Source organism: Herbiconiux daphne (assembly GCF_024979295.1).
GTDB lineage: Bacteria > Actinomycetota > Actinomycetes > Actinomycetales > Microbacteriaceae > Herbiconiux > Herbiconiux daphnes.
This window is the reverse complement of the sequence record NZ_JANLCJ010000530.1, coordinates 1-615: the sequence shown is the minus strand read 5'-3', so window position 1 is coordinate 615 and position 615 is coordinate 1. Positions and strand designations below refer to the sequence as shown.

1 protein-coding gene is annotated in these 615 nt (G+C 41.3%); it reads left to right on the top strand.

Annotated elements, in window-relative coordinates; translation table 11 throughout:
• Positions 1 to 221: 221 nt before the first annotated feature.
• Positions 222 to 455: a helix-turn-helix domain-containing protein gene (locus N1032_RS26265; RefSeq protein ID WP_259543585.1), complete on the top strand. Its 234-nt coding sequence runs from the start codon at positions 222 to 224 to the stop codon at positions 453 to 455.
• The last annotated feature ends 160 nt before the right edge of the window (positions 456 to 615 follow it).

Genomic DNA, 615 nt, shown 5'->3' with positions numbered 1-615 from the left:
AAAGAAGGACAAGAAATAAAACTACTACCACTTTTCCCACTGTCACTATTTGGGGTTGATTTTTCACACGGGGAGGGGTACAATAACTGTTGAGGGGAATAATGACGAACAACTATTTCAATGAACACATCCTAACACAAACAAAAACTCAAGTCAACCTATTGACATTACACTCTAACCATGTTATTATTACTACTCAATGACAAATCGAGGAAATACGCATGACCAAATCTTATCGACTCGCTCGTCGGCTGGCAAACTTTCGCATAGATGCACTTGACATGACTCAAGAACAGTTAGCCAACCTGCAAGGCGTACCAACACAAAACATCTCAGCTTTTGAGAATGGACGTTCAACCAATGTAAACTATCTATTCCTTTACATTGAAGCATGTAACCACAATCAGGAACTGTTGAACGAACTTTTACAACACGTTTATGAGGCGACCAAATAATGCAAGTTTTCCGCAACTACGCACCACTGCAAAAGTTTATCCAGCAAGTGCAAGAAGGAACTATGACACTACGCCAGTTTGCCGCAATAGTCGCGCAAGATAAAGCAGCCGCTAAAATGCTGTCCGGTGTAGCTCAAAAACGTTTCGACCGCGCTATTAA